The organism is Pseudomonas sp. NBRC 111132, assembly GCF_001320565.1.
Classification (GTDB): Bacteria; Pseudomonadota; Gammaproteobacteria; order Pseudomonadales; family Pseudomonadaceae; genus Aquipseudomonas; species Aquipseudomonas putida_P.
Window position 1 is genome coordinate 62,349 of record NZ_BCBI01000022.1, and the last position, 23,003, is coordinate 85,351.

Here is a 23,003-nt window from a genome sequence, read left to right on the forward strand (position 1 = left end):
TGGCAATAAGACATCAATGAAGAAAAAACAGTTGCCACAGCGGATTGGCAAGCTGAGGAGTAAGCACTAGAGTATGCGCGCGCAAAATCAGCTCGAACCGTTCGCACACCGTTGTCGCGTCTATTACGAAGATACCGATGCGGGCGGCGTGGTGTATTACGTCAACTACCTGAAATTCATGGAGCGCGCGCGCACCGAACGCCTGCGGCACCTGGGCTTTTCCCAGTCGCAACTGGCCGAAGACAACCTGCTGTTCGTGGTTCATTCCAGCGAAGCGCGGTATCACGCGCCGGCGCGGCTTGATGACGAACTGCGGGTGACCGCGCAAGTACTTGAACTCAATCGCGCCAGCTTGCGCTTCGTGCAGCAGGTCTGGCGGGAAAAGGATGACACGCTGCTTTGCGAAGGGCAGTTCCTGGTGGCCGCCGTGCGCGCCGACACTTTCAAACCCCGAGCCATACCCCCCCAGCTGCGCGAAGCCTTTATGGCGGACGGCTCGGGTAATCAATCGAATGCAGGAGAATAAGCGTGGAAGCTAACGTCGTCGACCATACCTCCATGTGGAGTCTGGTCAGCAATGCCAGCGTGGTGGTACAGCTGGTAATGCTGACCCTGGTGGCCGCCTCGGTCACCTCATGGATCATGATCTTCCAGCGCAGCACCATGCTGCGCGCCGGTCGTCGTGCGCTGGATGCCTTCGAGGAGCGCTTCTGGTCGGGCATCGACCTGTCCAAGCTGTACCGCCAGGCAGGCAGCAACCCAGACCCGGACTCTGGCGTGGAGCAGGTGTTCCGTGCCGGCTTCAAGGAGTTCTCGCGCCTGCGCCAGCAACCGGGCGTTGACCCGGACGCGGTGATGGAAGGCGTTGGCCGTGCCATGCGCGTGGCCATTTCTCGCGAGGAAGAAAAACTCGAACAGAGCCTGCCGTTCCTGGCCACCGTTGGTTCCACCAGCCCGTACATCGGCCTGTTCGGTACCGTATGGGGCATCATGAACTCCTTCCGCGGCCTGGCCAGCGCCCAGCAAGCCACCCTGGCCACTGTCGCCCCAGGTATCGCCGAAGCGCTGATCGCCACCGCCATCGGCCTGTTCGCAGCGATCCCGGCGGTCATCGCCTACAACCGTTTCGCCGCGCGCAGTGAAGTGCTGATCGGTCGTTACTACACCTTCGCCGACGAGTTCCAGGCGATCCTGCACCGCAAAGTGCACACCAGCGAAGAGTAATCAGGTAGAAGCCCATGGCCCGAGTTCGCCACAAACGCAAGCCCGTCGCCGAGATGAACGTGGTGCCCTACATCGACGTGATGCTGGTGCTGCTGGTCATCTTCATGGTGACGGCGCCCATGCTCAACCAGGGCGTGAAGGTCGACCTGCCCAAGGTTTCCAGCGAAGCCTTGCCGCAGGACAACAACGTCCAGATCCTCACCATCTCCATCAAGGCCGATAAAACCTACTACTGGAACCTTGGCAGCGAAGTCGATACCGACAAGCAGATGGACAAGGCCATGACCTTGCCTGACATGACCAATGCAGTGACCAAGATCATTGCTGCCGGCCGTGACCAGGGCAAGCAAACCCAGGTGTTCATTCGTGGCGACAAGGCTGTCGACTATGGCGCGGTCATGGGTGCCATGGGCGGGTTGCAGAAGGCCGGTGTCGGTAACGTTGGCCTGATTACCGAGGCGCCCTGATGCAACAGCGAGAGCCATCCGCCTCGGAAAGCTACTTCTGGCCCAGTGTCTGGGCCATCGGCCTGCATGTGCTGGTGTTCGCCCTGCTGTTCGTCAGTTTTGCCATGACGCCTGAGCTGCCGCCTTCCAAGCCGATCGTTCAGGCTACCCTGTACCAGCTCAAGTCCAAGAGCCAGGCGACCACCCAGACCAATCAGAAGATTGCCGGGGAGGCGAAGAAAACCGCTTCGCGCCAGACCGAAGTCGAGCAGTTGGAGCAGAAGAAGGTCGAGCAGGAAGCAGTGAAGGCTGCGGAACAAAAGAAAGCCGACGCTGCTCAAAAGGCCGAGGAGGCCCGCGAAGCCGCCGAGGCGAAAAAAGCCGAAGACGCTGCCAAGGCCGCAGAAGCCGCCAAGGCTGCCGAAGCCAAGAAAGCTGCCGAAGCCAAGAAGGCCGACGAGGCGAAGAAGGCTGCCGAGAAGCAGCAGGCCGACATCGCCAAGAAGAAGGCCGAGGACGAAGCCAAGAAAAAAGCCGAAGAAGAGGCCAAGAAAGAGGCCGCTGAAGAGGCGAAGAAACAAGCCGCCGAGGACGCCAAGAAAAAGGCAGCCGAGGAGGCCAAGAAGAAAGCAGCCGAGGACGCCAAGAAGAAGGCGGCGGCCGAGGACGCTAAGAAGAAGGCAGCTGAAGAGGCCAAGAAAAAGGCCGCTGCAGACGCCCAGAAAAAGAAGGCACAGGAAGCGGCCCGCAAGGCGGCAGAAGACAAGAAAGCCCAGGCCCTGGCCGAGCTGTTGTCCGACACCACCGAGCGGCAGCAGGCGCTGGCCGACGAGCAGGGTGACCAGGTGGCCGGCGACTTCGACGACCTGATCCGCATGCGCGCGGCCGAGGGCTGGGCGCGTCCGCCTTCCGCGCGCAAGGGCATGACGGTGGTCCTGCAGATCAACATGTTGCCGGACGGTACCATCACCAGTGTCAGCGTGGCCCGTTCCAGTGGTGACGGCCCGTATGACAGTTCGGCGGTGGCTGCGGTGAAGAACATTGGTCGTTTGACCGAGATGCAGGGTATGAAGCCGAGCGATTTCAACCAATATCGTTCGTTCAAGATGACATTTACACCTGAGGATCTAGCGTTGTGATTAAACGTCTGAGAGGACTGCTGGTCATGCTGTGCTGCGTGGCAGGCATGGCGGTGGCAGAGGAAAAGAACATCCTGGTCACCAGTGGCAGTGACCGGGCTACACCCATCGCGGTAGTGCCGTTCGGCCTGCAGGGCGGCAGCGTGCTGCCCGAAGACATCGCCGACATCATCGGCAACGACCTGCGCAACTCTGGTTACTACTCGCCGATTCCGCGGCAGAACATGATCAGCCAGCCATCGCAGGCCAGCGAAGTGATCTTCCGTGACTGGAAAGCGCTGGGTGCCCAGTACGTGATGGTCGGCAGCATCGTGCCGTCGGGCGGTCGCCTGCAGGTGCAGTACGCGCTGTTCAACGTCGCCACCGAGCAGCAAGTGCTGACCGGTAGCGTGGCGGGCAGCACCGACCAGCTGCGCGACATGGCGCACTACATTGCCGACCAGTCGTTCGAGAAGCTCACCGGCATCAAGGGGGCGTTCTCTACCCGCATGCTGTACGTGACGGCCGAGCGCTTCTCCACCAACAACACCCGTTACACCCTGCAGCGTTCGGACTACGACGGTGCGCGTGCGGTAACCCTGCTGCAGTCGCGTGAACCAATCCTGTCACCGCGCTTTGCGCCGGATGGCAAGCGTATCGCCTACGTTTCGTTCGAGCAGAAGCGCCCGCGTATCTTCATTCAGAACATCGATACCGGTCGCCGCGAGCAGGTGACCAACTTCGAAGGCCTGAACGGCGCGCCAGCCTGGTCGCCGGACGGTTCGCGCCTGGCGTTCGTGCTGTCCAAGGACGGCAACCCGGACATCTACGTGATGAATGTGGCTTCGCGCCAGATCAGCCGTGTCACTGCCGGCCCAGGTATCAATACCGAGCCGTTCTGGGGTAAGGATGGCAACACCCTTTACTTCACTTCCGACCGTGGCGGCAAACCGCAGATCTATAAACAGTCGGTCAGTGGTGGCGGTGCCGAGCGTGTAACGTTCGTGGGTAACTACAACGCCAACCCGAAACTTTCGGCAGACGAAAAGACCCTGGTGATGATCCATCGCCAACAGGGCTTTACCAACTTCAAAGTGGCGGCACAGGACTTGCAGCGCGGAAGTGTAAAGATTCTGTCTGAAACAAGTCTTGATGAGTCTCCCACTGTCGCGCCAAACGGCACCATGCTAATCTACGCCACCCGCCAGCAGGGCCGGGGAGTCTTGATGCTCGTGTCGCTTAATGGCCGCGTGAGGCTCCCACTTCCTACCGCTCAAGGCGAAGTCAGAGAACCGTCCTGGTCCCCTTACCTGAACTGATTGCGGCGTAATACGTTTTGCTTAACACACTGGGGTTTCATTAGGAGTTTCACGATGGAAATGCTGAAGTTTGGTAAATTTGCTGCGCTGGCTCTGGCCATGGCTGTAGCTGTAGGTTGCTCCTCGAAGGGCGGTGATAACGCAGGCGAAGGCGCTGCTGTAGATCCTAACGCTGGCTACGGTGCCAACACTGGCGCTGTTGACGGTTCCCTGAGCGAAGAAGCCGCCCTGCGCGCAATCACCACCTTCTACTTCGAATACGACAGCTCGGACCTGAAGCCAGAAGCCATGCGCGCTCTGGACGTTCACGCCAAGGACCTGAAGTCCAACGGCAACCGCGTTGTTCTGGAAGGCAACACCGACGAGCGCGGCACCCGCGAGTACAACATGGCTCTGGGTGAGCGTCGTGCGAAAGCCGTTCAGCGCTACCTGGTTCTGCAGGGCGTTTCCCCTGCTCAGCTGGAACTGGTTTCCTACGGCGAAGAGCGTCCAGTTGCCACCGGCAACGACGAGCAGTCCTGGGCTCAGAACCGTCGCGTAGAACTGCGTAAGTAAGTTCTTATGCGTATGTGCCGCCGTGTAGTAACCGTCCTCGCACTCAGCCTGCCGCTCGCGGCCTGGGCTGAGGTCCCTGTAGTAGATGACAACGCAGGCAGCTATCCGCCTGCGGGTTATGGCACGAGCGGCGCCTATGCCGGGTCAGGGGCTTCGGCCCCTGCCTCTGCACAGGGCCAGCTGTTCATGCAGCTGCAACAGATGCAGGATCAGCTTTCCCGCCAGCAAGGCATCATCGAAGAGCTGCAAAACGATGTGTCGCGCATGAAGCAGGAAAACCTGGAGCGTTACCAGGACCTGGACCGTCGCATCAACAGTGGCGCTGCGCCTGCCGCAACCCCTGACAATTCCACCGGTGGTGGTGCGTCCAATGCCGCCCCGGATGCAGCAGCAGGTGCTGCTGCGCAACAACCGGCCGCCAGTAGCGAGCCCGGTGATCCGGCGAAAGAAAAGCTTTACTACGATGCTGCTTTCGACTTGATCAAACAGAAAGACTTCGACAAGGCCAGCCAGGCGTTCAACGCATTCCTGCGCAAGTACCCAAACAGCCAGTACGCCGGCAACGCGCAGTACTGGTTGGGTGAAGTGAACCTGGCCAAGGGTGACCTGCCAGGCGCAAGCCAGGCCTTCGCTCAAGTAAGTCAGAAGTATCCGAAGCACAGCAAGGTGCCCGATTCGCTGTACAAACTGGCCGATGTCGAGCGCCGTATGGGGCATACCGACAAGGTCAAGGGCATCCTGCAGCAGGTTATTACCCAGTACCCCGGCACCTCGGCCGCGCAACTGGCTCAGCGTGACCTGCAGAAGCTCTGAGTGTCGTAGTTGCACCGCTCGAAAGAAACCCGCGCCAGTCGCGGGTTTTTTCGTTAGAATCACTGCCCTTTTTTCGTAAACACGCTGCTGCGGATAACGCTATGTCGAGTCCGCAACAGTGCCTGAGGAGGCGGGCAGCCTGTTTAGCTGTCACGCCCGTGGCGAGCATGCAAGACACATTACGCATCACCGAAGTCTTTTACTCTTTGCAGGGTGAAACGCGAACGGCTGGGTTGCCCACCGTATTCGTGCGCCTCACAGGTTGCCCCCTGCGCTGCCAGTACTGCGACAGTGCCTATGCCTTCAGTGGCGGTACCCTTCGCACCCTCGATTCGATCCTTGAGCAGGTGGCCGGTTTCAAACCGCGCTACGTCTGTGTCACCGGTGGTGAGCCATTGGCCCAGCCCAACGCCCTGCCGTTACTGCAGCAGCTGTGTGATGCCGGGTACGAAGTGTCGCTGGAAACCAGCGGTGCGTTGGACATTACCGGTACCGACCCCCGCGTCAGCCGTGTGGTCGACCTGAAAACCCCAGGTTCCGAAGAATCGCACCGTAACCGCTACGAGAACATCGAGCAGCTGACCCGTAACGACCAGGTCAAGTTCGTCATCTGTTCCCGCGAGGACTACGACTGGGCAGTTTCCAAGCTGATCCAGTACAACCTTTCCGAGCGTGCGGGTGAGGTGTTGTTCTCGCCGAGCCACCACCAGGTGAAAGCCAGCGACCTGGCGGACTGGATCGTTGCCGACAACCTGCCCGTACGCTTCCAGCTGCAGCTGCACAAGCTGCTGTGGAACGACGAACCCGGACGTTGATTGAGGAGCACCTACACATGACCGATAAACGCGCAGTAATCCTGTTGTCCGGGGGCCTGGACTCGGCCACCGTAGTTGCCATGGCCAAGGCCGAAGGCTACAGCTGCTACACCATGAGCTTCGATTACGGCCAGCGCCATCGTGCCGAGTTGAATGCCGCTGCCCGCGTGGCCCGTGACCTGGGAGTGGTGGAGCACAAGGTGATCGGGCTGAACCTTGACGGCATTGGCGGTTCGGCGTTGACCGACAGCAACATCGATGTGCCGGAAGCCCCAAGTGAGGGCATCCCGGTCACTTATGTGCCAGCGCGCAACACCGTGTTCCTTTCGCTTGCCCTGGGCTGGGCCGAAGTGTTGGAGGCGCGTGATATTTTCATTGGCGTCAATGCCGTGGATTACTCCGGCTACCCGGATTGCCGCCCCGAGTTCGTCGAAGCCTTCGAGCGCATGGCAAACCTGGCGACCAAAGCCGGTGTAGAGGGGCAGGGTTTCCGCATCCAGGCGCCGCTGCAGAACATGAGCAAGGCGCAGATCGTGCAGGCCGGTATGGCCCGCGGTGTGGATTACAGCCTGACCGTTTCCTGCTACCAGGCCGATGATGACGGCCGTGCCTGTGGCAAATGCGACAGCTGCCGCCTGCGCGCCGACGGCTTCAAGGCCGCCGGTGTCGAAGACCCAACGCGGTATTTTTCAAAGGTTTTTTGATAGGGTGTTGATTTCTCGTTAGAAATCAGTATTATACGCGCCATCAAATGGGTCGTTAGCTCAGTTGGTAGAGCAGTTGGCTTTTAACCAATTGGTCGTAGGTTCGAATCCTACACGACCCACCACACGCAATACGTCAAAGCCCGCTACCAGTAATGGTCGCGGGCTTTTTCGTTTTCGCAGGCCTTGTTCAGCTGGCTTACTCAGCCCATTCCGGGTCCCCGGTAAACACCACCGTAATCCAACGGTCAGGCCCTTCGCCACCTACCGCATCGCCAATCTCGTTGCGCCACGCATCCCATTCTTCGATGGTCTTCGCAGCCATGCCTTTTGGCACGATGAAATACAGCTCGATTTCCCGCGAGCGCCCGACCTTGGCGACATAGGCGCGGTAAGACTGCAGCCCGTGGCGGGCGACGAAGGCCTTGGCCACTTCATCTACATGCAGCTTGAGGTCGCCGGGGGTGACCAGAAAAATTTCCGATAGCGCCTGGCGCACCACCGACAAGGGCAGCGGTACGATCACCAGGCACACCAGCGCCAGCACCGCCGGGTCGATGTACGGCGACACCCATTCCAGCGAGGTGCCCTGCACCGCGTAGCCAAAGCAGAAGGCGATCAGCAGGGCGGCGGTGATGCTGGCCGACATCACCCAGCCCTTGACGTCCATGCGCACGAAGTCCGATTGCAGCTTGCGGTTGGCGCGCGCCTCGACGACGGCGATGGTCACGCAGGTGATCACCGTCAACACCGCGTAGACCATGGCAATGCCGAACTCCAGGTGACGGCCGCCTTGCAGCAGGCTGCTGACGGCGTTGATCAGTGCGTAGATGGCTACGCCGCTGAGCAGGATGCCGTTGAGTGCCAGCACCATCGGTTCCAGGTGCCAGAAGCCCATGGTGAAGCGCTCGCGCAGCTTGCGCGACATTTGCACGCTGGTGGTGTGCGAGGTGATCAGCTTGACCACCACCAGCGACAGACCACTCATGCTGGCGTCGACCAGCGAGTACACGCCGTCGAACACGATGGAGAACGAGCCGGAGGCCAGGCCGAAAGCGATGCCGATGGTGGCGATGAACAGGGTGACGGCAATCGAGGTGCGTAACAGGCCCTGTTCGCTGGTGATGTCAAAAAAGGTGGATCTGGTTGCGGTTTGCATGAGTTGTGCTCAGTAAAAACGATAGTGCTGTGGCGCCTGTAAGGGCTTGCTGGCGGGCAAACCCGCCAAGAAACCCTACAGGCTAGACGCGAAATTGCTCCATCAGCGCCTGCTGCTGATTGGCAAGCCGGTTCAGCGCCTGGCTGATGCGCGCCGATTCGTCAGCCTGGCCAGCCAGTGATTCTGTCACATCACGGATGCCGGCCACGTTGCGGTTCACTTCCTCGGCCACCGCGCTCTGCTCCTCAGCCGCCGAGGCAATTTGCAAGTTCATGTCGCTGATGACCGCCACCGCCTCGCCAATTCGCTGCAGTGCCGGCAGCGCCTGCTCCATGCGCGCGGCGCTGTCCTGTGCCTGGCGCTGGCCTTCATGCATGGCACCGACGACATCCTGCGTGCCTTGCTGCAGGCCTTCGATGACCTGGCGAATTTCCTCCACCGACACCTGCGTGCGTTGGGCCAGGCCGCGCACCTCGTCGGCGACCACGGCGAAGCCACGCCCGGCTTCGCCGGCACGAGCCGCTTCGATGGCGGCATTCAGTGCCAGCAGGTTGGTCTGCTCGGCAATGGTACGGATCACCTCCAGCACCGAGCCGATCTGCCCGCTGCGGCCTTCCAGCGCACGCGCTTCGTCCATGGCTGTGTTCATGCCGGCGGCCAGTCGATCGATGCCTTGACGCGTGCTGTCGATCAGTTGCAGGCCTTCCTGGCTGGCCTGGTCGGCGGCGCGTGCGGCCTGGGCCGCCTGCGAGGCGTTATGGGCGACATCCAGGGCGGTGGCGCTCATTTCGTTGGCCGCCGTGGCCACCTGTTCGATTTCGCGATGCTGTTGCTGCATGCCGTTGCTGGTCTGGCTGGCGATGGCGGCCGACTGGTCGGCGGTGCCGCGGGCCTCCTGCAGTGAGCCTTTGACTTGGGCGATGACTGGCTGCAGCTTGTCGAGGAAGCGGTTGAACCAGCCGGTGAGCTGGCCCAGTTCGTCCTGGCGGGCGTAGTCCAGGCGACGGGTCAGGTCGCCTTCGCCGCTGGCGATGTCTTCCAGGCGTGCGGCCACGGCCAGGATTGGCCGAGTAACGCCGCGTGCGGTCAGCCACACCAGCAGCAAGCCGACCACGGCTGCGCCCAGGCCGATCAGCAGGCTGGTGAGGTTGGCGCGTTGGTTGTGCGCGTCCAGGCGCTGGTTGAGTGCGGCGGCAGGGGCCTGCAGCACGCTTTCCGGCAGCTCCAGCAACACTTGCCATGGGGCTGCGTCAGGTATTGGTGTGAAAGGGTGGGCCACGCGCAGCAGGCCGTCGGCTACTGTGTTGTCCATGGGCTTGCCGAGCGTCGTGTCGTCGCGGCTGTTACCGGCCAGCAGGCCGGCGGCGCTGGCGATACTCACCTGGCCCTGGCCATCGAACAGCTCGCGGCGGCCGTCCACGCTCAGTTGCTGCAGGTTGGCCAGGCCGATGTCCAGGCCGACCACGCCGACCACCTTGCCGTGCTCCAGCAGCGGCAAGGCGATGCTGGTCATCAGTACTTGGCGGCCGTTGACCTCGTCGAGGTACGGTTCGAGCATGCAGGTTCTGCCGGTGTCCTGCGGGCAGGTCAGCCAGCGGTTTTTCGCTGCGCCGTTGCTGCCGATACTGGCATCGCCAAGCATCGTTTCCGGCATGGCTTCCAGTTCCAGGGTGCCGGGGGTTGGTTGCGACCAGTAAAGCGAAAAGCGTCCGCGCTCATTGCTGCCCATGGCGTCCTGGCCGAGGTACTGGCTGTCTTGCTGGTCCAGGGCATCGGGCTGGAATACCAGGTACAGGCCGATCACATCCGGGTTGCCGGCCAGGCTGGCACGCGCCTGGCGGGTCAGTTCGGCGCGCAGGTCGCTGCCGCCACGGGCCTTCAGTACCTGTACCAGGCGGGCAAAGCCATTGCCGTATTGGTAGGCGTCCATGAAGTAGCGCTGTATTCGCAGGGCCTGGGTTTGCGCATGGGCCTGCAGGCGCAGGCGGGCGCTGCTGTCGAGCATGGCGGTGTTGGCCTGGTTGACCAAGGCAGCGCTGCGTTGCGCCTGGGTCAGCGAGGTGGCCACCAGCAAGGCGACGATGGCCAGCAGACACAGGCCGGCAAGCAAGGTGATCTTCCATTGGATGGAGAGGCGACGCAGCGGCATGAGGGCTTTCCTTTTCGATCAAGTACAACGCCCGCGATCAGGCGCGGGCGTTGTCAGCAGCATGGTTCATTCGGCGATGTAGTTGGGCGGTGCCGCGCGGAAGGCTTTGGTCAGCCAGCCAAGGTAGATCAGGCCAAGCGCGGCCCAGATGCCGCCAAACATCAGTGAGTGCGCATTCAGGTCCAGCCACAGCGAGACGATGATGCAGAAGCCGATGGTGGGCAGCACCAGGTACTTCAGCTGGTTGGCCAGCCCCTTGCGGTTGCCTTCGCGCAGGTAGCAGTGGTTGATCACCGACAGGTTGACGAAGCTGAACGCGACCAGGGCGCCGAAGTTGATGATCGAGGTGGCGGTCACCAGGTCGAAGAAGATCGCCGACAGGGAAATGATCCCCACCACGGCAATGTTCAGCACTGGCGTCTTGTAGCGTGAATGCAGGCGGGCGAAGACGCTGGCCGGGATGACGTTGTCGCGGCCCATCACGTACAGCAGGCGCGACACGCTGGTTTGCGAGGCCAGGCCCGAGGCGATGGTGTTGATCACGGTGCAGGCGATGAAAATCGACTGGAACAGCTTGCCGCCGACGTACAGGGCGATTTCCGGCAGGGCCGCTTCCTGGTCGTGGAAGCGAGCCATGGTCGGGAAGTAGGCCTGGATGAAGTAAGAAACGGTGATGAACACCACGCCGCCGATCAGTGCGGTGAGGAAGATCGCACGGGGGATGGTCTTGGCCGGGTCGCGGGTTTCTTCGGAAAGGCAGGTGACCGCGTCAAAGCCCAGGAACGAGAAGCACAGGATGGTCGCACCGGCGGCCAGGGCGCTGAATTGGGTCTGGCTGTCGGCGAACGGCATCAGGCTCCAGGCGGTACCCAGCCCTTCACCGTGGTCCAGGCCGCGTACGCACAGGTAAATGAATACGGCAATGATCGCCACCTGCACGCCCACGAACAGCAGGTTGAAGTGCGCCACCAGGTTGACGCTGCGCATGTTGATCAGGCTGATCAGGGTGACGAAGCCTGCTACCCACATCCACTCCGGCACTTCCGGGAACATCGCCGAAAGGTACAGTTTGGCCAGCAGCGCGTTGACCATCGGCAACAGCAGGTAGTCCAGCAACGACGACCAGCCGACCAGGAAGCCCACGTGCGGGTTGATCGCCTTTTGGGTGTAGGTGTAGGCCGAGCCTGACTGCGGGAAGCGCTTGACCAGGGTACCGTAGCTCACGGCGGTGAACAGGATCCCGGCCAGTGCCAGAATGTAGGCGCTGGGTACGTGGCCGGCAGTAATCCCGCTGACGATGCCGAAGGTGTCGAACACGGTCATCGGGGTCAGGTAGGCCAGGCCGATGATGATCACGTGCCAGAGGCGCAGGGTTTTGCGGAGTTGGCCGTTGCCGGTAGCGCGGTGGTCAGGCTGCATGCTGGCATGGCTCCTGGTGCTGGGCGTAAACGGCGGGCACGGTGTATTGCGCATGCGGCAGGGGCGAGCGGGTGGGCTCCATATTGTTCACCTTTTATGTTGGAGCGGCGGAAGGCGCGGGGGGAGCGCGCAAAGTGGTGAAAATAAAAAACGATGGGTAGGTGGGTGTCAAGTTAAACATGACAAGATGTTACTGAATTGAAATATTTATCGATTTTTAAGGGTGTTTGTTCGGTTTTTGCGCGGTTTTTTGCGGTTTTGATCAATTTGAATGTTCGTAAAAATTAACGAATGTTGCCCTTCTGGCAGAGTGGTCAGATGCTTCCGGAAATGGTTTTTCTCGATCCGGGCCGGCCCTCGACTTCTACCGCAGTGGTACTCTTCGCTTTCTGCGTGGCCTCTGGTCGCCATCGAAGCCCTTACGGACAGCAATCGGTTCTATTCATGAAGAAATCAGTTGGCATCCTTTCCGGCCTGGCGATCGCCATTGCCGTCGCAACCACTGCTGGCGCCTGGTACACCGGCAAGCAGCTGCCTGCCGAGCTGGACAACGCCCTTGCCCGCAGCAACGCCGACCTCAAGAAGGCCCTGGTCAGCACCGGCGGCAGCATGAGCATCGAGCGGGTGTCGCTGGAGCAGCATTTCTTCAGCAGTACCGCCCAATACCGGCTCAAGGCCCGCGACATCAACGTGGGTGAGGGCGAGGTGATCAATTTCGACGTAGGTGTGACCGATCAGATCGAGCACGGCCCGTTCCCCTGGTCGCGGGTGAAGGCGCTCAAGCTGATGCCTGTACTGGCAGTTAGCAACAGCACCTTGCAAAAGGACGATGCCACCGCGCCGTGGTTTGCCGCCGCAGGCGAGCAGGCCCCGGTCAGTGCACAGACGAGCCTGGGATACGACGGCAATGTGGTCAGCCAGGTCCGACTGGCACCGATCAAGCTCGACGAAGCAGATGGCAATAGCCTCGATTTCTCGGGTATGCAGTTTGAAGCCAGTGGCGACAAGGAAGGCAAGGCTTCGAAATTCCACGGGCAGGCCGACCGTTTCGTGATGAAACTTGTGCGCGATGATCAGCCGCCTGCCACATTCGAACTCAACGGCCTGACGGTTGGTGGCAACCTTGCCGCCACCGAGCACGACGCCATCTACGTGGGTAACGTCGACCTGGCGCTGGCCGAAACCAAGGTGACCCTGGGGCCGAAACAGCAGGTGCTGTTGATCAAGGGTCTGGAGCAGAACGCCGTGCAAAGCCTCGACGGCCCGGACACCGTGGGTGGCCGCGTGGAGTACAAGGTCGGCGACATCACCTGGGATGGCCGTGCGGTAGGCAAGGCGCAGATGGCGGTGAGCGCTTCCTCGGTCAACGCCCCGGCGCTGCAGGCATTGTCGAAGTGGTACCAGGCACACTTGCCGGAATTCGAGGCCGCCTCCGCAGCCGGCCAGCCAGTACCGCAAATCCAGATGGACGACGCCGAAAAAGCCAGGTTCCAGGGCGACTTGCAGAAACTCCTGGCTGCCAAGCCCAAGGTCGCGGTAGAAAACCTGTCGTTCAAAACGGCCAATGGCGAGAGCCGCTTCAATCTGTCGATGGGCTTCACCGCCCCGGCCAGCTTCGACCTGCCGTCGGACCAGTTGAGCAAGCAGATGATCACCGAGGTTAAGAGCAAGTTGTCGCTGTCCAAGCCGATGATCGGTGACCTGGCGACCCTGCAGGCACTGCTGGACGGCCAGACCGACGCCCAGGCGATTGCCATGCAGTCGGGCCAGGCGGGGGAGATGGTCGGCATGATGGCGCTGCAGAGCGGCATGGCGACTGTCGAAGGCAACGATGTGGTGAGCAGCCTGCACTATGCCGATGGCATGGTCGATTTCAACGGCAAGAAGATGACTGTGGAAGAATTCGCCATGCTCATGGCCGCACACCTGGCGGCATTGTCGCCGCAGGAGTGATCGATTGAACCTGCACAGGCCTCTTCGCGGGCGAGCCCGCGAAGAGGCCTGTGCAGGCAAAACAAAAACCACTTTAGAAATCGCTGGATTGTCTGTAGCCTTCGGCCTCCGATAATAATCCGCGCCCGCAGAGGGCCGTGGCGGCCAGTGTGCCGTCCGGCACCCTTAGCCGATCTGCCAGGGCCGGGTGATACACTCGATTTGACGCGCACGCGCGCCTGCAGGTCCAGCGATCATGACCCAGATTTCCGAACGCCTGTTGGTTCAGGCCCACCTCGACGCCAAGCAGCCCAATCCGCTGACAGCCGAGCAGGAGGCCGAATACCGTGCGGCCATCGCTGCCGAGCTCAAAGCCCAGAATGCCGTGCTGGTTGCCCATTATTACTGCGACCCGGTTATCCAGGCGCTGGCCGAAGAAACCGGCGGCTGCGTGTCCGACTCGCTGGAAATGGCCCGTTTTGGCAAGAACCACCCGGCCGAAACCGTGATCGTGGCCGGTGTGCGTTTCATGGGCGAGACGGCGAAAATTCTCACCCCCGAAAAGCGCGTGCTGATGCCGACCCTGGAGGCCACCTGCTCGCTCGACCTGGGCTGCCCGGTAGAAGAATTCTCGGCTTTCTGCGACCAGCACCCTGAGCGCACCGTGGTGGTCTACGCCAACACGTCCGCTGCGGTGAAAGCACGTGCCGACTGGGTGGTGACGTCGAGCTGTGCGCTGGAAATCGTCGAAAGCCTGATGGACAACGGCGAAACCATCATCTGGGGGCCGGACCAGCATCTGGGCCGTTACATCCAGAAGCAGACCGGTGCCGACATGCTGCTGTGGGACGGTGCCTGCATCGTTCACGAGGAGTTCAAGTCGCGTCAGTTGGCCGACATGAAGGCGCTGTACCCGGATGCTGCGATCCTGGTGCACCCCGAGTCGCCGGAAGCGGTGATCGAGCTGGCCGACGCGGTCGGGTCCACCAGCCAACTGATCAAGGCTGCTCAGACGCTGCCGAACAAGACCTTCATCGTCGCCACCGACCGTGGCATCTTCTACAAGATGCAGCAGTTGTGTCCGGATAAAGAGTTCGTCGAAGCGCCTACCGCCGGCAACGGCGCGGCATGCCGCAGCTGCGCGCACTGCCCGTGGATGGCGATGAACACCCTGGAGCGGGTGCTGGACTGCCTGCGCAAGGGCGGCGATGAGATTTTCGTCGACCCTGCGCTGGTGCCCAAGGCGATCAAGCCGCTGAACCGCATGCTGGACTTTACCCAGGCGGCACGCCTGAAGCTGTCTGGTAACGCCTGAAAATGCTGGGGCGCAAAGCGCCCCCGGATTCTCAGCGCCCCATCATTTCCCGAACCATGCGCTGCTGCTCCATGATCTCGCGCTGGCGCTGATCGATCTGCGAGGCCAGTGGGAAGTTGCCGCCCGCCCGGCGCTTGGCGTAGTCCAGCTGCTGAATCGCCTGGTCAAAGTCCCCAACCAAGGTGAAGTACTCGGCCCGCGCCCGGTGCAAACCAATGGTATTGCCCGACAAACCGCGTACTTCGGCCATGTCGTACCACACATCCGGGTCGTCCGGTCGGCTCTTGACCAGCTCGTTCAACACCTTCTCCGCCTCGGCAGGCTTGTTCTGCTTTACCAGCAGGTCGGCACGCACTTGCTTCAGCGGGTAGTTGCCCGGGTACAGCCCCTGCATTCGCTCGGCCCGCTGTTGTGCATCGGCCAGGCGATTGTTGGTAATGTCCAGGTCGATCTGTGCCAGGTTGTAGGTGATGTCGTTCGGCGCCTTGGCCAGCAGCGGCTTGAGCAACTCGCGCGCCTCGTTCAGCTGGCCGCCCTTGATCTGTGCCAGGGCCAGGCCGTAGCGCGCGGCGTCCAGTTTCGGGTCTTCGTCCAACTGGGCGCGAAAGCGCTTGGCGGCAAGCCCTGGGGTGCCTTCGTAGGTCAGCGCCACCCGAGCACGAATCAGCTGGTAGCGCATGCTGTCTTCTATGCCGCCTTTGGGCGCCTGGTCGGCGCGGTTGCGGGTGTCGGCGATACGCGATTCAGTCACCGGGTGAGTCAGCAAGAACTCCGGCGGCTTGGCGTCATAGCGATACTGGCGTGCCAGGCGCTCGAACATGGTCGGCATGTTGCGCGGGTCGTAGCCGGCCTTTTCCAGGTTCTGGATGCCGATGCGGTCGGCTTCCTGTTCGTTCTGCCGCGAAAAGCGCCGTTGTTCCTGGATGGCCGCTGCCTGGGTGCCGGCGATCATGCCGATACCCGCATCGCCAGCGCCACCGGCGGCCAGCACGATGCCGGCCAGCAGTGCAGCCATCATCGGCAATTGCATGCGTTGCTGGGCTTCGACGCCGCGGGCGAAGTGGCGTTGCGACAAGTGCGCCAGTTCGTGGGCCAGAACCGAGGCGTATTCCCCTTCGGTCTGAGCGTTGAGGAACAGTCCACCGTTGACCCCGACGATTCCACCCGGCGCGGCGAAGGCGTTGAGCTCGCGGCTGTCGATGAGGATGAACTCCAGGCGCCGGTCCTGCAGCTGGCTGGTCTCGGCCAGCTTGTACACGCTCGTTTCGACGTAGTCCTTGAGCTGTGGGTCGTTGAGCTGGTTGACCTGGCCGCGCAGCAGGCTCAGCCAGGCGCGGCCCAGTTGGTGCTCTTGTTGCGGCGAAACGATCGCGGAACTGGCATCCCCCAGTGATGGCAGGTCGTCAGCATGGCCGGGAAGGGCCATCAGGCAGGCCAGCGTCAGCAGGGTAGGGCGCAGTAGATTCATGCATGAAGCTCGCGTCGGTCAAAGATACCTACTGTAGCGGGCTCACACGTTGGCGACCAGTGGCGCTATTCTAGCCGGCCCTGTCAGCAAGCAGTCTGGCAACGCCTTTGGAGACCCCGCGATGAGTGACACCCTGACCTGTGACGCCGAACTGGACGCCAGCGGGCTGAATTGCCCTTTGCCACTGTTGAAGGCAAAGATGGAGCTCAACCGCCTGGCTAGCGGTGCGGTACTCAAGGTGATCGCCACTGACGCAGGCTCGCAGCGCGACTTCCGCACTTTCGCCCAGTTGGCCGGTCATACCCTGCTGCAGGAAACGGCCGAGGCCGGCACCTACACTTACTGGCTGCGCAAGGCCTGAGTCTTTTCCAAGGATCGTCAATGTTCAAAGTGCTTCGCGACTGGATGCAGCGCTACTTCTCCGATGAAGAAGCGGTGGTGCTGGCGGTCCTGTTGTTCCTGGCTTTTACTGCGGTACTGACCCTGGGCGGTATGCTCGCGCCGGTGCTGGCCGGCATGGTGCTGGCGTTCCTGATGCAAGGGCTTGTCAACGCCCTGGAGCGTGTGCGAGTCCCTACGCGGCTGGCGGTGATGCTGGTGTTCGCCCTGTTCATGGGCGCGCTGGCGGTATTCATGCTGGTGCTGGTGCCGCTGCTGTGGCACCAGTTGATCACCCTGTTCAACGAGTTGCCGGGCATGCTCGGCAAGTGGCAGTCGCTGTTGCTGCTGTTGCCCGAGCGCTACCCGCATCTGGTGTCGGACGAGCAGGTGCTGCATGCCATCGAATCGGTACGCGGTGAAATCGGCAAGTTTGGCCAATGGGCGCTGACCTTTTCGCTGTCCAGCCTGCCGCTGCTGGTCAATGCCATGATCTACCTGGTGCTGGTGCCGATCCTGGTGTTCTTCTTCCTCAAGGATCGCGAACTGATCGGCCGCTGGGTCAGCGGCTACCTGCCCAGCCAGCGCGCGCTGCTTAACCGGGTGGGCAGCGAGATGAACCGGCAGATTGCCAACTACATTCGCGGCAAGGGTATCGAGATCCTGATCTGCGGCATCGCCACCTATATCGCCTTCATCAGCCTGGGGCTCAACTACGCCGCGCTGCTGGCGTTGCTGGTGGGGCTGTCGGTGGTGGTGCCTTACGTGGGGGCGGTGGTGGTGACCGTACCGGTAACGCTGATCGCGCTGTTCCAGTGGGGTTGGGGCGACCAGTTCATCTACCTGATGACGGTGTACGCGATCATCCAGGCGCTGGATGGCAACGTGCTGGTGCCGCTGCTGTTCTCCGAGGCGGTGAGCCTGCACCCGGTGGCGATCATTTGCGCGGTATTGCTGTTTGGCGGGTTGTGGGGGTTCTGGGGGATCTTCTTCGCGATTCCGCTGGCGACGTTGATCAAGGCTGTGCTGGATGCCTGGCCGCGACATGAGCCGAGTGTGTCACCGATGCTTTGAATGTGAATGGGGCTGCAATGCAGCCCCATTCAATTTCAAGCCTTGTTCAAGGCTTGGGCAGCGGCCAACACGGCATCCACATGCCCGGGCACCTTCACCCCACGCCATTCCTGGCGCAGCACACCGTCCTTGTCGATCAGGAAGGTGCTGCGATCTACGCCCATGTATTCCTTGCCGTACAGCTTCTTCAGTTTGATCACGTCGAACAGCTGGCACAGGGCCTCGTCCTTGTCGCTGATCAGCTCGAAGGGGAAGCCTTGCTTGGCTTTGAAGTTTTCGTGCGACTTGATGCCATCGCGCGATACGCCGAACACCACGGTGTTGGCTGCGACAAAGGCGTCATGCTGGTCGCGAAAGCCCTGGCCCTCGGTGGTGCAGCCTGGGGTGCTGTCCTTGGGGTAGAAGTACACCACCACTTGCTGGCCCTTGAGTTCGGCCAGGCTGACGGTTTGCCCGCTGGTAGCCTGGGCCTGGAAGTCGGCAACGGGTTGGTCGAGTGCTACAGCCATGGTCGGTTTCCTTACATTGGGTTCTGTGGACGCCATGGCTCGATCAACGCATCGAGGTTCAGGGCATCGGCAAAGTCCAGGAACTGGTCGCGCAGCCAGCTGATCTGCGTGCCGGCCGGCAAAATCACGGTGAACTGGGCGTTGAGCATGCTGCTGCCGGTTTGCGGCGCCAGGTAGGTGTCGCAGGTCATGGCTTCCAGCTCGACGCGGTGATCGAGGAAGAACTGGCACAGCTCATTGATGATGTCCGGGCGGTAGGCGGCGCTGACGTAGGCCACGTATGGCAGGGCCTGTGGGCGCACTTCCTGGTCGGCGCTGCGCACCACGTCCAGGGTCAGGCCGTGCTTCTTGCCCAGGCCTGGCAGGGTGGACTCCAGGCGCGCCAGGGCGTCCCAGCTACCGCCCACCTGCAGCACCAGGGCGCTGGTCTCGCCGTGGCGGCTCAGGCGCGAGGTGACCACCGCGCAGCGGTTTTCGAAGGCAGCGCGGCTGAGGACGTTGGCCAGCTCCATGGGGTTTGGGCCCAAGGCACTGATGACAAGGAATTGTTCGCGGACGGTGGGGGTGGACATGCAGCATTCCTAAAGCGATGAGCGGTCGGCACAGGACGGGCAAAAGCCTCCTGTCGGCAGTGCCCGGGGCTCGCATGCGAGGTCTTGGACGCTGGCGGGGAGCAAGGTCGACGGCCCGGCGGGCCGCGCTGCACCGATCAAAGGATCAAGGGTAGCGAAATAAGGCGCCGAGGGGAATGCTCCGCCCGCCTGCTTCGCTTGTGCAAGGCCGATGCCCCCAGTACCATTACCGCTCTCTTTTTCCGGCAGGAGCAGTTACATGATTGCGGGCAGTATGGTGGCATTGGTCACACCCATGGATGCACAAGGGCGTCTTGATTGGGGCAGCCTCGACAAACTTGTAGACTTCCACCTGGAAAACGGCACCCATGCGATCGTCGCTGTCGGCACCACCGGTGAGTCCGCCACGCTGGATGTCGAAGAACACATCCTGGTCATCAAGCACGTGGTCGAGCGCGTCAAGCACAGCAAGAAGCCGATTCCGGTCATCGCCGGCACCGGTGCCAACTCCACCGCCGAAGCCGTGCACCTGACCCAGAACGCCAAGAATGCCGGCGCTGACGCCTGCCTGCTGGTCGTGCCGTACTACAACAAGCCGACGCAAGAAGGCCTGTACCAGCACTTCAAGCACATTGCCGAAGCCGTCGACATTCCGCAGATCCTCTATAACGTACCCGGCCGCACCTCCTGCGACATGCAGGCCGAGACCGTGATCCGCCTGTCGACCGTGCCGAACATCATCGGCATCAAGGAAGCCACCGGCGACCTGGTTCGCGCCAAGGCCATCCTCGATGGCGTCAGCAAGGACTTCATCGTCATGTCCGGCGACGACCCGACGGCCGTCGAGCTGATCCTGATGGGCGGCAAGGGCAACATTTCGGTCACCGCCAACGTCGCCCCGCGCGAAATGGCCGACCTGTGCGAGGCCGCCCTTGAGGGCAATGCCGAGAAGGCCCGCGCAATCAACGAAAAACTCATGCCGCTGCACAAAGACCTGTTCTGCGAAGCCAACCCGATCCCGGTGAAATGGGCGCTCGTTGAAATGGGCCTGATGCACAAAGGCATTCGCCTGCCACTGACCTGGCTGAGCGAAGGCTGCCACGAAAAAGTCCGTACTGCCTTGCGCCAGTCCGGCGTACTGGTTTAAGAGGAAGTACACCGCATGAAGCGACTGGCTGGTCTTTCCGCCCTTGCCCTGATCATTTCCAGCACCAGTGGGTGTGGTTGGCTGTGGGGCGAGGATGGCTATTTCCGCGACCGTGGCAGCGACTACCTGCAGGCGCACCCGACCGCGCCCATGCAGCTGCCGCCGGACGCCAGCAACGTCAAGCGTCTTGACCCGCTGCTGCCGATTCCGCGTAACGTTGCCGACGATAATGTTGCTGGCGAGTTCGAAGTGCCGCGCCCGCAACCGCTGACCGGCGGTGCCGCCCAGGTCACCGACTACAGCCTGCAACGCAGTGGCAGCAGCCGTTGGGTACTGGCCCAGCATTCGCCAGCCGAAGTGTGGCCGGTAGCGCGCCAGTTCTTCGAGGACAACGGCTTCCGCATTGCCGAAGAACGCCCACAGACGGGTGAGTTCAACACTACCTGGCAGCGTTTCGATGAACTGTCGGCATCGCTTGGCCAGCGTCTGGCCAGCACTGCCAGCAGCGGTGACAGCGAAGTGCGCGTACGTGTGCGCATGGAGCCTGGCGTGCAGCGCAACACCTCCGAAGTGTACGTGGTCAGCGTCGAGCGCCCGGCTGGCAGCACGGCCGACCCTGCGTTCCCGTCCTCGTCCAGCAACACCGGTGCCGATGCCCTGCTGGTCGACGAAATGCTTGCCAGCATGAACCGCAGCGCCGAGAAAGGCGGTTCGGTGTCGCTGCTGGCCGCGCGCGATTTCGACGCGCCAAGCCGCGTCAGCCTGAGCGAAGACGGCAGCGGCAACCCGGTGCTGTACCTGGGCTCTGACCTGGACCGCGCCTGGTCTGGCGTGGGCCGTGCCCTGGAACAGGGTGGCGAGTGGCGTGTCGAAGACATCAACCGGAGCCTGGGCCTGTACTACATCAACCTGTCCGAAAAGCCTGACGACAAGCAGAACCAGCCTGGCTTCTTTAGCCGCATGTTCGGCAGCGAGCCGACCAAGGAAGAGCGTGAAGCCCGTGCCGAGCGCTACCAGGTTCGCCTGAGCAAGGTGGGTGAGAGCGTGCAGGTCACGGTCGAGAAAAACATCAACACCGTGGCTCCGGCCGATGTCGCCCGCCGCGTGCTGAGCGCCATTCAGGACCACCTGGGCTAAGTGCGCTTCGCGGTACTCGGAAGCGGTAGCCAAGGGAACGGCACGCTGATCGCCAGTGGTGACACGTTCATCCTGGTCGATTGCGGCTTTTCCCTGCGCGAAACCGAGCGGCGCCTGGCGCTGCTCGGTGTGTCGGCGGCCCAGCTCAGCGCAGTACTGGTCACCCACGAACATGCTGATCATGTGCATGGGGTCGGCTTGCTGTCACGGCGCTACAATGTACCGGTCTACCTCAGCCAAGGGACCTTGCGCGGCATGCGCAAGCCGGTGGAGGTGGCCGGTTTTCTCGCTTGTGGCGAAAGCCTGCGCATCGGCAGCCTGGAAGTGACTGCGGCGCGGGTCGAGCACGACGCCTACGAGCCATTGCAATACGTGGTCAGTGACGGCCAGCGACGCTTCGGCATGCTTACCGACCTGGGCTCGTACGACGCGTTGCTGCTGGAGCGCTACCAGGGCCTGGATGCACTGCTGATCGAGGCCAACCACTGCCGCGACCTGCTGGCGCGCGGTCACTACCCGGCCTTTTTGAAGCAGCGGGTAGGGGGCATGCAAGGGCATTTGAACAACCACCAGGCCGCGCGCCTGGTGCACGAGTTGGGCTGGAGCAACCTGCAACACCTGGTGCTGGCCCACCTCAGCAGCAAGAACAACCTGCCACACTTGGCCCGCCAGTGCTTCGTCGATACCCTCGGGTGCGACCCGGACTGGCTCCAGGTGGCGAATCAGGAACACGGGCTCGACTGGCGCGAAATCGCCTAGCCCAACACCTCAAGCAAGCGGAGCCCAATCATGGAAAAACGCGACGAACTCTACCGCGGCAAGGCCAAATCGGTTTTCAAGACCGACGACGCCGACCGCTTGATCCTGCTGTTCCGTAACGACACTTCGGCGTTCGACGGCAAGCGTATCGAACAACTCGACCGCAAAGGCATGGTGAACAACAAGTTCAACGCCTTCATCATGCAGAAACTGGAAGAAGCCGGCGTGCCGACCCAGTTCGACAAGCTGCTGGGCGACAACGAGTGCCTGGTGAAGAAGCTGGACATGATCCCGGTCGAGTGCGTGGTGCGCAACTACGCCGCCGGCAGCCTGGTCAAGCGTCTGGGCGTGGAGGAGGGCATCAAGCTGGAGCCGTCCACCTTCGAACTGTTCCTGAAGAACGACGAGAAGGGCGACCCCTTCATCAACGAATCCCACGTTGTCGCGTTCGGCTGGGGCACCGCCGAGCAGTTGGTCGAAATGAAAAAGCTGTCGCTGAAGGTCAACGAAGTGCTGAGCAAGCTCTTCGATGACGCCGGCCTGCTGCTGGTCGACTTCAAGCTGGAGTTCGGCGTATTCCACGGCCAAATCGTGCTGGGCGACGAGTTCAGCCCGGACGGCTGCCGCCTGTGGGACAAGGAAACCCGCAAGAAGATGGACAAAGACCGCTTCCGTCAGGGCCTGGGCGACGTGATCGAAGCCTACGAAGAAGTTGCCAAGCGCCTGGGCGTGCCGCTGTAAGCGGCGCGTTCACGCAAGCGCCTGATACCACGCGATTTTTTTTAAAAAAAGGTTTGCGTTTTAAAAGAACGCTGGTATGATGCGCGGCATTGGAGAGATGCCGGAGTGGTCGAACGGGACGGATTCGAAATCCGTTGTACTGGCAACAGTACCTAGGGTTCAAATCCCTATCTCTCCGCCATACAAGATGAAGCCCCTGGAAGCGAAAGCTTTCAGGGGCTTTTTCGTTGTGCCTTGTTTTGCATCATTC

Annotated in this window: 23 protein-coding genes, 2 tRNA genes and 1 pseudogene; 19 read left to right on the forward strand and 7 right to left on the reverse strand. The window is 61.7% G+C overall.

Annotated elements, in window-relative coordinates; genetic code table 11:
• Positions 1–73 precede the first annotated feature (73 nt).
• From ybgC to APH35_RS13035, 10 genes are all read left to right on the forward strand, one after another.
• Entirely contained in the window at positions 74–526 is a 453-nt protein-coding gene (ybgC, locus tag APH35_RS12990) for a tol-pal system-associated acyl-CoA thioesterase (RefSeq protein WP_012273766.1), read from the forward strand.
• Positions 527–528: 2 nt separating this feature from the next.
• Positions 529–1,224, forward strand: coding sequence for a protein TolQ (tolQ, locus tag APH35_RS12995; RefSeq protein ID WP_010952367.1), 696 nt, complete (start codon positions 529–531; stop codon positions 1,222–1,224).
• A 14-nt stretch (positions 1,225–1,238) separates the two neighbouring features.
• On the forward strand, positions 1,239–1,691 hold the full coding sequence (gene tolR / locus APH35_RS13000; protein WP_012273765.1) for a protein TolR: 453 nt from the start codon (positions 1,239–1,241) through the stop codon (positions 1,689–1,691).
• Positions 1,691–2,809, forward strand: coding sequence for a cell envelope integrity protein TolA (tolA, locus tag APH35_RS13005; RefSeq protein ID WP_012273764.1), 1,119 nt, complete (start codon positions 1,691–1,693; stop codon positions 2,807–2,809). Before tolR ends, tolA begins: the two co-directional genes overlap by 1 nt.
• 26 nt (positions 2,810–2,835) lie before the next feature.
• Positions 2,836–4,107 (forward strand): Tol-Pal system beta propeller repeat protein TolB, encoded by a 1,272-nt coding sequence (gene tolB / locus APH35_RS13010; protein ID WP_012273763.1) that lies wholly within the window; start codon positions 2,836–2,838, stop codon positions 4,105–4,107.
• 54 nt (positions 4,108–4,161) lie between these two features.
• Positions 4,162–4,662, forward strand: a complete 501-nt coding sequence (gene pal / locus APH35_RS13015) for a peptidoglycan-associated lipoprotein Pal (protein ID WP_012273762.1) — start codon at positions 4,162–4,164, stop codon at positions 4,660–4,662.
• A 6-nt stretch (positions 4,663–4,668) separates the two neighbouring features.
• A complete protein-coding gene (ybgF, locus tag APH35_RS13020) occupies positions 4,669–5,475 on the forward strand; it encodes a tol-pal system protein YbgF (protein WP_012273761.1) in 807 nt (268 codons plus the stop codon).
• 167 nt (positions 5,476–5,642) lie between these two features.
• Positions 5,643–6,290 (forward strand): 7-carboxy-7-deazaguanine synthase QueE, encoded by a 648-nt coding sequence (gene queE, locus APH35_RS13025; RefSeq protein WP_060514945.1) that lies wholly within the window; start codon positions 5,643–5,645, stop codon positions 6,288–6,290.
• Positions 6,290–6,994: a 7-cyano-7-deazaguanine synthase QueC gene (gene queC, locus APH35_RS13030; RefSeq protein WP_071984792.1), complete on the forward strand. Its 705-nt coding sequence runs from the start codon at positions 6,290–6,292 to the stop codon at positions 6,992–6,994. The genes queE and queC overlap by 1 nt, the downstream gene beginning before the upstream one ends.
• Before the next feature lie 49 nt (positions 6,995–7,043).
• Positions 7,044–7,119 (forward strand) — tRNA-Lys (locus APH35_RS13035).
• Between the two features lie 74 nt (positions 7,120–7,193).
• Here the strand turns inward: APH35_RS13035 and APH35_RS13040 are convergent.
• The 4 genes and pseudogenes from APH35_RS13040 to APH35_RS13050 all read right to left on the reverse strand — a co-directional run bounded on the left by APH35_RS13040 (position 7,194) and on the right by APH35_RS13050 (position 11,721).
• Positions 7,194–8,153, reverse strand: coding sequence for a cation diffusion facilitator family transporter (locus tag APH35_RS13040; RefSeq protein ID WP_012273758.1), 960 nt, complete (start codon positions 8,151–8,153; stop codon positions 7,194–7,196).
• Positions 8,154–8,235: 82 nt separating this feature from the next.
• The gene (locus tag APH35_RS29725; protein ID WP_370739335.1) at positions 8,236–8,991 is read right to left on the reverse strand and encodes a methyl-accepting chemotaxis protein; all 756 of its coding nucleotides are present in this window, start codon (positions 8,989–8,991) and stop codon (positions 8,236–8,238) included.
• 102 nt (positions 8,992–9,093) lie between these two features.
• A pseudogene (locus APH35_RS29730) lies at positions 9,094–10,302 on the reverse strand (PDC sensor domain-containing protein); the annotation flags it as partial.
• A gap of 66 nt (positions 10,303–10,368) precedes the next feature.
• The gene (locus APH35_RS13050) at positions 10,369–11,721 is read right to left on the reverse strand and encodes an APC family permease (RefSeq protein ID WP_012273756.1); all 1,353 of its coding nucleotides are present in this window, start codon (positions 11,719–11,721) and stop codon (positions 10,369–10,371) included.
• A 444-nt stretch (positions 11,722–12,165) separates the two neighbouring features.
• On the opposite strand from APH35_RS13050, the gene APH35_RS13055 reads away from it, so the two are divergent.
• Positions 12,166–13,674 (forward strand): YdgA family protein, encoded by a 1,509-nt coding sequence (locus APH35_RS13055; protein ID WP_060514942.1) that lies wholly within the window; start codon positions 12,166–12,168, stop codon positions 13,672–13,674.
• A 235-nt stretch (positions 13,675–13,909) separates the two neighbouring features.
• A complete protein-coding gene (gene nadA / locus APH35_RS13060) occupies positions 13,910–14,968 on the forward strand; it encodes a quinolinate synthase NadA (protein WP_012273754.1) in 1,059 nt (352 codons plus the stop codon).
• A 31-nt stretch (positions 14,969–14,999) separates the two neighbouring features.
• Here the strand turns inward: nadA and APH35_RS13065 are convergent, their stop codons facing one another.
• Entirely contained in the window at positions 15,000–16,436 is a 1,437-nt protein-coding gene (locus tag APH35_RS13065; RefSeq protein ID WP_012273753.1) for a M48 family metalloprotease, read from the reverse strand.
• A gap of 121 nt (positions 16,437–16,557) precedes the next feature.
• Between APH35_RS13065 and APH35_RS13070 the strand changes: the two genes are divergently transcribed.
• Both APH35_RS13070 and APH35_RS13075 read left to right on the forward strand, forming a co-directional pair.
• The gene (locus tag APH35_RS13070) at positions 16,558–16,797 is read left to right on the forward strand and encodes a sulfurtransferase TusA family protein (RefSeq protein ID WP_012273752.1); all 240 of its coding nucleotides are present in this window, start codon (positions 16,558–16,560) and stop codon (positions 16,795–16,797) included.
• Between the two features lie 20 nt (positions 16,798–16,817).
• Positions 16,818–17,888: an AI-2E family transporter gene (locus tag APH35_RS13075; RefSeq protein WP_012273751.1), complete on the forward strand. Its 1,071-nt coding sequence runs from the start codon at positions 16,818–16,820 to the stop codon at positions 17,886–17,888.
• 35 nt (positions 17,889–17,923) lie between these two features.
• Here APH35_RS13075 and APH35_RS13080 read toward each other — a convergent pair whose 3' ends face one another.
• Together APH35_RS13080 and APH35_RS13085 are read right to left on the reverse strand one after the other, a co-directional pair.
• The gene (locus APH35_RS13080; RefSeq protein WP_060514943.1) at positions 17,924–18,397 is read right to left on the reverse strand and encodes a peroxiredoxin; all 474 of its coding nucleotides are present in this window, start codon (positions 18,395–18,397) and stop codon (positions 17,924–17,926) included.
• An 11-nt stretch (positions 18,398–18,408) separates the two neighbouring features.
• Positions 18,409–18,969: a glycine cleavage system protein R gene (locus APH35_RS13085; RefSeq protein WP_003254741.1), complete on the reverse strand. Its 561-nt coding sequence runs from the start codon at positions 18,967–18,969 to the stop codon at positions 18,409–18,411.
• A gap of 259 nt (positions 18,970–19,228) precedes the next feature.
• On the opposite strand from APH35_RS13085, the gene dapA reads away from it, so the two are divergent.
• The 5 genes from dapA (at position 19,229) to APH35_RS13110 (ending at position 22,934) form a co-directional block, all read left to right on the forward strand.
• On the forward strand, positions 19,229–20,116 hold the full coding sequence (gene dapA, locus APH35_RS13090) for a 4-hydroxy-tetrahydrodipicolinate synthase (protein ID WP_012273750.1): 888 nt from the start codon (positions 19,229–19,231) through the stop codon (positions 20,114–20,116).
• A gap of 15 nt (positions 20,117–20,131) precedes the next feature.
• Positions 20,132–21,253 (forward strand): outer membrane protein assembly factor BamC, encoded by a 1,122-nt coding sequence (gene bamC, locus APH35_RS13095; RefSeq protein WP_012273749.1) that lies wholly within the window; start codon positions 20,132–20,134, stop codon positions 21,251–21,253.
• A complete protein-coding gene (locus APH35_RS13100; RefSeq protein WP_012273748.1) occupies positions 21,254–22,012 on the forward strand; it encodes an MBL fold metallo-hydrolase in 759 nt (252 codons plus the stop codon).
• 30 nt (positions 22,013–22,042) lie between these two features.
• A complete protein-coding gene (gene purC, locus APH35_RS13105) occupies positions 22,043–22,753 on the forward strand; it encodes a phosphoribosylaminoimidazolesuccinocarboxamide synthase (protein ID WP_012273747.1) in 711 nt (236 codons plus the stop codon).
• A 91-nt stretch (positions 22,754–22,844) separates the two neighbouring features.
• A tRNA-Ser gene (locus APH35_RS13110) sits at positions 22,845–22,934 on the forward strand.
• Positions 22,935–23,003 lie beyond the last annotated feature (69 nt).

Excerpts from the sequence above, each read along its gene's own strand:
- dapA (WP_012273750.1), top strand. The coding sequence starts at position 19,229 with ATGATTGCGGGCAGTATGGTGGCATTGGTCACACCCATGGATGCACAA.
- APH35_RS13065 (WP_012273753.1), bottom strand. The coding sequence starts at position 16,436 with ATGAATCTACTGCGCCCTACCCTGCTGACGCTGGCCTGCCTGATGGCC.
- queE (WP_060514945.1), top strand. The coding sequence starts at position 5,643 with ATGCAAGACACATTACGCATCACCGAAGTCTTTTACTCTTTGCAGGGT.
- APH35_RS13070 (WP_012273752.1), top strand. The coding sequence starts at position 16,558 with ATGAGTGACACCCTGACCTGTGACGCCGAACTGGACGCCAGCGGGCTG.
- ybgF (WP_012273761.1), top strand. The coding sequence starts at position 4,669 with ATGCGTATGTGCCGCCGTGTAGTAACCGTCCTCGCACTCAGCCTGCCG.
- tolA (WP_012273764.1), top strand. The coding sequence starts at position 1,691 with ATGCAACAGCGAGAGCCATCCGCCTCGGAAAGCTACTTCTGGCCCAGT.
- APH35_RS13055 (WP_060514942.1), top strand. The coding sequence starts at position 12,166 with ATGAAGAAATCAGTTGGCATCCTTTCCGGCCTGGCGATCGCCATTGCC.
- pal (WP_012273762.1), top strand. The coding sequence starts at position 4,162 with ATGGAAATGCTGAAGTTTGGTAAATTTGCTGCGCTGGCTCTGGCCATG.
- bamC (WP_012273749.1), top strand. The coding sequence starts at position 20,132 with ATGAAGCGACTGGCTGGTCTTTCCGCCCTTGCCCTGATCATTTCCAGC.
- APH35_RS13075 (WP_012273751.1), top strand. The coding sequence starts at position 16,818 with ATGTTCAAAGTGCTTCGCGACTGGATGCAGCGCTACTTCTCCGATGAA.
- APH35_RS13080 (WP_060514943.1), bottom strand. The coding sequence starts at position 18,397 with ATGGCTGTAGCACTCGACCAACCCGTTGCCGACTTCCAGGCCCAGGCT.
- nadA (WP_012273754.1), top strand. The coding sequence starts at position 13,910 with ATGACCCAGATTTCCGAACGCCTGTTGGTTCAGGCCCACCTCGACGCC.
- APH35_RS29725 (WP_370739335.1), bottom strand. The coding sequence starts at position 8,991 with ATGCAGCAACAGCATCGCGAAATCGAACAGGTGGCCACGGCGGCCAAC.
- tolR (WP_012273765.1), top strand. The coding sequence starts at position 1,239 with ATGGCCCGAGTTCGCCACAAACGCAAGCCCGTCGCCGAGATGAACGTG.
- ybgC (WP_012273766.1), top strand. The coding sequence starts at position 74 with ATGCGCGCGCAAAATCAGCTCGAACCGTTCGCACACCGTTGTCGCGTC.
- APH35_RS13050 (WP_012273756.1), bottom strand. The coding sequence starts at position 11,721 with ATGCAGCCTGACCACCGCGCTACCGGCAACGGCCAACTCCGCAAAACC.
- tolB (WP_012273763.1), top strand. The coding sequence starts at position 2,836 with ATGCTGTGCTGCGTGGCAGGCATGGCGGTGGCAGAGGAAAAGAACATC.
- APH35_RS13040 (WP_012273758.1), bottom strand. The coding sequence starts at position 8,153 with ATGCAAACCGCAACCAGATCCACCTTTTTTGACATCACCAGCGAACAG.
- APH35_RS13085 (WP_003254741.1), bottom strand. The coding sequence starts at position 18,969 with ATGTCCACCCCCACCGTCCGCGAACAATTCCTTGTCATCAGTGCCTTG.
- purC (WP_012273747.1), top strand. The coding sequence starts at position 22,043 with ATGGAAAAACGCGACGAACTCTACCGCGGCAAGGCCAAATCGGTTTTC.